The 6,784-nt window shown below is 38.6% G+C and carries 7 protein-coding genes; 4 read left to right on the top strand and 3 right to left on the bottom strand.

Annotation, left to right across the window (positions count from 1 at the left end; all coding sequences use genetic code 11):
* Positions 1-313: 313 nt before the first annotated feature.
* Positions 314-2,818, bottom strand: coding sequence for a S8 family serine peptidase (locus tag H4J69_RS01355; RefSeq protein ID WP_182245171.1), 2,505 nt, complete (start codon positions 2,816-2,818; stop codon positions 314-316).
* 268 nt (positions 2,819-3,086) lie between these two features.
* Here H4J69_RS01355 and H4J69_RS01350 point away from each other — a divergent pair, with 268 nt between their 5' ends.
* Positions 3,087-3,464 (top strand): hypothetical protein, encoded by a 378-nt coding sequence (locus H4J69_RS01350; RefSeq protein ID WP_182245170.1) that lies wholly within the window; start codon positions 3,087-3,089, stop codon positions 3,462-3,464.
* 157 nt (positions 3,465-3,621) lie between these two features.
* Here H4J69_RS01350 and H4J69_RS01345 read toward each other — a convergent pair whose 3' ends face one another.
* Entirely contained in the window at positions 3,622-4,239 is a 618-nt protein-coding gene (locus tag H4J69_RS01345) for a response regulator transcription factor (protein WP_070373951.1), read from the bottom strand.
* 626 nt (positions 4,240-4,865) lie between these two features.
* Between H4J69_RS01345 and H4J69_RS01340 the strand changes: the two genes are divergently transcribed.
* From H4J69_RS01340 to H4J69_RS01330, 3 genes are all read left to right on the top strand, one after another.
* The gene (locus H4J69_RS01340; RefSeq protein WP_070373952.1) at positions 4,866-5,243 is read left to right on the top strand and encodes an RNA-binding S4 domain-containing protein; all 378 of its coding nucleotides are present in this window, start codon (positions 4,866-4,868) and stop codon (positions 5,241-5,243) included.
* 266 nt (positions 5,244-5,509) lie between these two features.
* Positions 5,510-5,956, top strand: a complete 447-nt coding sequence (locus H4J69_RS01335; protein ID WP_083277877.1) for a RimK/LysX family protein — start codon at positions 5,510-5,512, stop codon at positions 5,954-5,956.
* A 135-nt stretch (positions 5,957-6,091) separates the two neighbouring features.
* Positions 6,092-6,244 carry a hypothetical protein gene (locus H4J69_RS01330; RefSeq protein ID WP_182222781.1) on the top strand — a complete coding sequence of 51 codons (153 nt, stop codon included), beginning with the start codon at positions 6,092-6,094 and terminating at the stop codon, positions 6,242-6,244.
* Positions 6,245-6,268: 24 nt separating this feature from the next.
* Here the strand turns inward: H4J69_RS01330 and H4J69_RS01325 are convergent, their stop codons facing one another.
* On the bottom strand, positions 6,269-6,616 hold the full coding sequence (locus tag H4J69_RS01325) for a hypothetical protein (RefSeq protein WP_182217008.1): 348 nt from the start codon (positions 6,614-6,616) through the stop codon (positions 6,269-6,271).
* Positions 6,617-6,784: the final 168 nt, after the last annotated feature.

The raw sequence follows: 6,784 nt of genomic DNA, 5'->3' as shown, positions 1-6,784 counted from the left end.
ACTGCCAATTGCAAATTGCAAATTGCCAACTATTAATTCGACTATCACTGCAAGGCAATACCTAACGAGAAAAATAGAACCAGCTCACCAACCTCTGCAGAGAACAAACAAGAGATCACTTGGAAAATTTGTCAATGATATCGCTTAACATAGCATTAGCTTATCAAAACTATACTGAAAAAAGCAGAAACTATGATTAACAGTGTGAGTGGCAAGGGTAGCTAACAGGTAAAAAAAGGAGGCCAAATGGCCTCCTGATTAATATGCGGTACTAGTTACCGAAAGTAATTACTCAAAGTATTGACCAAAGAGCTTACTGAAAGTATTGACCAAAAAGACGACCGGCAGTTAAAGCATATTCTGCACGAGTGACTTTATAATTTCCACCAAAGCTAGCGTTCAACTGTGGCGTTAAGTCGTAAGTACCTTGAGTAACATCAAAGTGAACATTCAATAATGAAAGCTGTATGGCAAGTTGCACATAACCTTTCATATCGTCGGCAATGCTGTCTTGATCTGCTAGCACAATAGTCTGACCATTATAGTCAACCGTAATTTCATCTTTCTCAGGATCAAACGCTTTAGCCATTGATTCTAGTCCTAGAATTTGAACTAAGCTGTAAGCTAGGTCTACTTTAGATACACGACCGTTATGTGCAAACTCACCATTTTGACTAAGCATAACTGGCTGCTGTTCACGCAAGCTATCTTTCAATGCGCCACCGTTAACCGATACCGATTCAATAAACGCTTGGTAACCACTAGGTACTGAATTAAGCTCTGGCTTTGGCTCGTTGTCTAATTCACGGTATTGACGAACAGCGCCGCCCATGACTAGGTACTTAGCTAAGTCTTTACGTTTTAACTTTGCATCAGGGTTGAAATTACCGTTATTAAAACCATCCATTAGTCTTTTGCTTACTGCATATTTTATCGCATTTTCATAACGATGAGCGGATATATCGTTTACCCCTTCAAAGCCAATTAAGTCTTCAAAATTTATTTTAACGTCGAAATTCTCAGGAGCCATTGGACCATTAGTTAGATTAAGTGGATCTGGATTTACGCCAGATAAAGAGGTTAGTCCGTCAACTCGAACCGTCCACGTACCTGCCATTGCAGGTGCCGTAACACGCATACCAGTTTCAAGCACAGGTAAAGTTAAGTTACCAAAGTATTCTGTGCCCTTAGGGTCAATCAAAACTAATTTAGCCGTATTAGCCAATGAGCTCGCAGAGCCCTTAACCCACAATGCTTCACTATTGACGTGAAATTCAAATGAATTTTGCAGTCCTAGTGGCTCTGTGACGCCATTGGGTGTTGACCAGATAGAAGTTTCATAGCTTGTGTCACTAATTTCAACTAGCGTATTAGCATTGAAAACTTTACCGCGTAGGTTATTAACCGTGACACTGTGGTTCATATCATAGTTTTTGGCTGCGGCTACTGCTGCACGCGCGTTTACAAATCCAGCACCGACTTCAAAGCGCTCGTAACCTGGCATATTAGTCGCAGATTCTTGTAACAATTTTTTGATGGCCATGTTATCTAAGTCAGGATTAGCTTCTAACATTAGTGCAACAATACCAGCAACATGAGGCGTTGCCATCGACGTACCTGATATCATGGTATAGAAAGGTAAATGAGTAGGGTCCATCGCGTCTACATCAGCTTCACCACCATTTGCGCCGGCATTAGTAACAGCACGAGTAGAAATAACGTCTACACCAGGAGCTACGATAGTAATTTCATTATTGTAGGTCCATTTTTCACCACCTGGCATCACAAACTCGCCAGATTCATACTTATAACCACGTGAAGAGAAACCAGCTAGTGTGCCATCTTTTTCTCCTGCGCCAATAGACATGCCCCAAGGAATTTGTGCATAAGGGTTGTGCGTATCTTCACCTGAGCCTGAGTTACCTGCGGCAAATACAGATAATATTCCCATTTTATGGGCTTTATATGAAGCTAGAGAAACTGGGCCAGTCGGGTCGAACTTTCCACTTGAACCCCAAGAGTTGCTCATAACGCGCAATGGATTTTCGTAACTATCACCTTTAGTAATGGCATAGTCATAAGCGCCTATAGTATCAAGAATAAGAATAACGCCACCTGAGCCATAGCCTACTAATTTAGCATCTGGCGCTGCGCCTGGGTAAAGGCCATCTGACATAGTACCATATCCAGCAATAGTGCCAGCACAATGGGTACCGTGGCCTGAATTAGTATCTGTGTTAGGTTGGTTCTTAAGTATTAGACCTTCGGTTACACCCGTTATGCTTAATAAACTTGCATGCGTTAGACCTTGCACGTTATCAATCACTTTATCGCCAAAGAATAAATCCTGATGGGTAGCATCAATACCCGAGTCATTAACCATTACAGTTACGCCTTTACCGGTATATTCAATGCCATTTTGTAATTCAAATTCAGCACCTTGAACCGCATCAACCCCCGTGATTTGACGAGCATCAGAATTAAAGTATTCAAGCTCACGATTTAACCATACCGAGCGCACATCGCTACGTTGAGCAATGGCTTTAATTTGGTCTAAGTTAGCGACTACGCCAATAACAGGAACCGAAGCAAACTGAACAGCCTGACTAATACCTAGTCCAGAAAGATGCTCTAGTTGAGTTGTTGATACCGGCTCTAATTGGTTATAAGTTACTACGGCCATAACCGTTTGAGAACCAACCATAGTCGGTAAAAACTCAGCTAACTGCTCACCAATGGCAGCGTTAGCGAAAACTTGAGACGGCATAGTTAATGCCATGGTTGCTGCTGCTATTGCACTTAAGGTAAATTTTTTCATTATTTCACTCGTTCTAGTTATTGTTAAGGGGTGTATATAATTCACTCAAGCACTCTATCGAGTTAAGGGGGGCTGAGTAAATAGGGGGTTCCCCCTATCTAAAGAACTATTAGCTAAATTAAAATCGCTAATACGATCAACTCACTGATATTTTTTTTCTAAAATGATTCACTGTATAGGTTTGCTAATTAAGCAGTTATTTATCAAATCTTAGGGGACCCCCTATTTCATCTTTTTTGCTGAATCAGTTGCTATGTAAGCTGCTGTATTGAAAGATGCTAAACAACAATTTGGTCCCGTGATGACGGTTGATAATAATGGCGACTTCCACGGAGAATCAGCGTTGACTCGTGCACAGCTAGCTTACAATCTCGTGCAAGTTATTGGTAAAAATCAAGAGGCAGTAGACTTGAGCGAGGCGCATGAAATCACGGTTAATTACCATGGTGAATCAATCGTGATTGCTGACCAAAGTGATATTGCTGGCGATATGCGCGGTTATGTGCAAATTGCTTTGAACGAAGGTCTGTTAGGTGTTCGCTATAACCTTGAGCAAGGTCAATTTTATTTACAACCGACAATGGTTGCTACATTTAATCCAGAAGACGGTGTAACTCGAGCTAGCTATGCGATTATCGCTAATTAAATAGATAAAAATTACTTTGTCTCAGGGACAAGTTCGAACGCAGAGTAATAACAGCTAAATGTAGAGCAGAGTACGTATAACATTTACGTTCATTAAACGCCCTCCTTGTAGGGCGTTTTTTTGTCTCTAGCAAAGTTCAAATGAGATAAAATAAACGCTATTCAAGAAGACCTGCTTTATTAGCCATTCTTAGTAGTTCTGCCACACTGCCAACCTGCAGCTTTTTATATATTTTGGTGCGATGATTTTCCACCGTTTTTACACTCATATTGAGTAATTCTGCTATTTTCTTACTGGTATTTCCGGCAATTACTGAGAAAAACACTTCTCTTTCTCGACGAGTTAATACTTCTAATGGGTTGGACGCCGGCTGACAATTATTGGCAGATAAGTTTGGAAAGAAGGTTTTACCGTTATAAACATCTTTAATCGCATGAATAAGAAGATCTGAGGACGACTCTTTGAGGATATAACCTTTAGCACCCGCTTTTTGCATCGCTAAAATATACTCAAGTTCGTCGTGCATGGATAAAACTAATATTTTTGTCGTTGGCCGTTGCGACAATAGTTTGTCAATTGCCACCAGTCCGCTCATATTTGGCATAGAAATATCCATCACCACAACATCAGGATCGGTTTTTAAGGTTTGACTGATTAATTCTATTCCATCTTTACATTCAGCCAAGATAGTAAACTCGTTACCTGCCTTTAAATAGTTTACTAATGCTTGGCGCATAAGCACATGGTCATCAGCAACAACAAGTGAAATACTCATAACGAAAGAGCCATGGTATGAACGCTATCATCTTGAGCATCTTTGACAAACATGCACCTGTACAAGCGTTTTACTAATTGACTTAATTGACTTAATTGACTTTTTTCAAGTTTATTCAAATTAGCCTCTGTGTCCGGGTAAAGAAAAAAATAATGCGATACACCACTAATAATAGAAGGATGCATAGTGTTGTTCTGCAACTTTTCATGTTTTCTTAACAAGTAATAAAAGTTATTTACCCTGTTCGCCGTAAATTTGATTATGGCATAATTATAAACTTTAGCATTGTATAAAACATTTAAAAAGCATCAACTTATTCCTCAGCCAAGTAAACCTTGCTGTGGCTAATAATGGTCATAAAGTTTGATCAGTTTGTCAAAGCGGTCGACTAACTGCCGCTAAAAAAGCTAGATACAGAAACTTTATCAGCCGAAAGTCAGCTTAACCATTAACCCAAGCATTTAAATTATCAAGGCTATATATTAAGTGAGCTTTAAAAAGACCTGTTTTAATTGACGAAGTGCGATAATATAATTTACGACTAAATAATCTATACCTTATCCTTGTCACACTTCTTTATGTTATAATTGTTGCCATTAAATTTAATATCACTAGGCTAACGTTACATGTCTGCACACCCTATTATTAATATTTCGGTTGAACCAATCGAGCTTTGTAAATTACTAAAAATTGCCAATATGGTCGGTGGTGGTGGCGAAGCCAAAATAGTGATCAGCGAAGGTTATGTTCTAGTTAACAATGAAGTTGAGTTTCAAAAACGAAAGAAAATTCGTCATGGCGATACCGTTGAATTTGATGGCGAAATTTTTGAAGTTGCCCATACTCCAAAACAAAAGTCATCAACGACTGCACAGCCCAGTGGAGCTGGAACTAAAAGCTCGCTTAAAAAGAGTAAATCAAACACTAAAGAAACCTTTGTTTCTGCAGAGCAAGCAATTGAACCATCATCTTTGCCGGCGAAGAGAAGACCTATTTCCTTCTAATTTCAAACAAATTTGATGATATACCCCCAGAAAAACACTCCTTAAATGGGTGGAAAATCAAGCCACCCTACTTTACTTTAGTAATAAAAAAGCTATGCTTATCGAACAGTTATGGCGCTTATAACAATAAGAGCTGTCATTATTGCTGACAACGGCAACATCTTTTTGGCGTAGTATTTCTTAATAACAATGATATGCTATTGTTTTAGCACTTGTGCCGTAAAATATAATTTTGTCTGCTACAACAACATAATGAAATGAATAATATGAAAGAAAAAATACTTGTCGGTGCTAGAGAAACTATTGATTTACCCGAATTAGAGCTATTTGAGGTTGCAACCCGCATTGATACTGGCGCGCAAACTTCATCGCTCCATGTTGACCATATTTCTGAAAATAAAGTCACTGGCATGTTGGACTTTGAATTTCATCCTGATTCTCACGATGTCACTAAAACGATTAAATGTTCGGCAAAGATAGTCGATAGAAAACGTATAAAATCGTCTAACGGAGAAAAAGAACGTCGCTATATCATCAATACGTTGGCGGTAATGGGCGAATTAACATGGACAGTAAGACTGTCATTAACCGACCGGTCAAGCATGAACCACTTGATGCTATTGGGACGTGAAGCGATGAAAGGTGAAATGTTGGTCGATCCAGAATTTAGTTATCTCGCCTCAGTAGAAAAAATATCACCGAGTGTTGAGTAACGTTGAATAACATTAATAATAGTCAATAATCAATGATCAATGATCAATGATCAATGATCAATAAAGCAAAGGCCTTAATATGACCTTAAGGTTAACATTTTATCATAGATAGTTTTGTAGTAAGCGGAGTAATAAATGCGCATATTAATCGTCGAAGATGACAAGATCATCGGTGATGGTTTAGTTCAATGTCTATTGATGGATAATTACGCCGTTGATTGGGTTGAAACTAAAGAATCCGCTGAAACAGCATTTAGCCTGCCACTAAATTACAGACTAAAAAAATGATGACTCTCTATTCAAAAAATGTCATTACTTGCGCTGAAGATGAAGAACTAACCGACCTTTGTGCCAATACTCTACGAAGTTAGCTTGGGTCTGAAGTCTATCAGACCAGATATCGTTACCACGAAAACCTTTTGATTGAAGATCAACACTGCCATTAAACCATGGACGATATAAATCTTTATCTTTACTTGAAATTCGTATAATTATTTCATCAGCAAGATTAGCGGCTGCCAGTTTAATCCAAATATTTTCTTCCTCAGCGCGAATATCTTTCACTAAGTTTGTATCTTGCACTAGCACGTTGAATATATTTTGCGTTGCGTGAACAGGAGCAACCATGACAATAGCAATCAGTAAAATTAGAGCTTTCATATCTTTCCTTTAAATGTTTTGTATTCTTAATATTGTGATCATAATTTTCCACCTCTATCTAGACTCGTGAAAGTAAAATAAAGTCACATTAACCGTAAACACAAAAAAATCATTGATAATGCAGACAGAGTAAAACCTAAAACCAGTCAGCACATCGCTTATTTTCAG

This window comes from Colwellia sp. BRX10-9, from assembly GCF_014077405.1.
Lineage (GTDB): Bacteria > Pseudomonadota > Gammaproteobacteria > Enterobacterales > Alteromonadaceae > Colwellia_A.
Note: the sequence above shows the minus strand (reverse complement) of the source record. Positions and strands in the feature narration are given on the sequence as shown.

Coding starts and splice junctions, on each gene's coding strand:
- H4J69_RS01335 (WP_083277877.1), top strand. CDS start 5,510: ATGAAAGAAAAAATACTTGTCGGTGCTAGAGAAACTATTGATTTACCC.
- H4J69_RS01355 (WP_182245171.1), bottom strand. CDS start 2,818: ATGAAAAAATTTACCTTAAGTGCAATAGCAGCAGCAACCATGGCATTA.
- H4J69_RS01345 (WP_070373951.1), bottom strand. CDS start 4,239: ATGAGTATTTCACTTGTTGTTGCTGATGACCATGTGCTTATGCGCCAA.
- H4J69_RS01325 (WP_182217008.1), bottom strand. CDS start 6,616: ATGAAAGCTCTAATTTTACTGATTGCTATTGTCATGGTTGCTCCTGTT.
- H4J69_RS01330 (WP_182222781.1), top strand. CDS start 6,092: ATGCGCATATTAATCGTCGAAGATGACAAGATCATCGGTGATGGTTTA.
- H4J69_RS01340 (WP_070373952.1), top strand. CDS start 4,866: ATGTCTGCACACCCTATTATTAATATTTCGGTTGAACCAATCGAGCTT.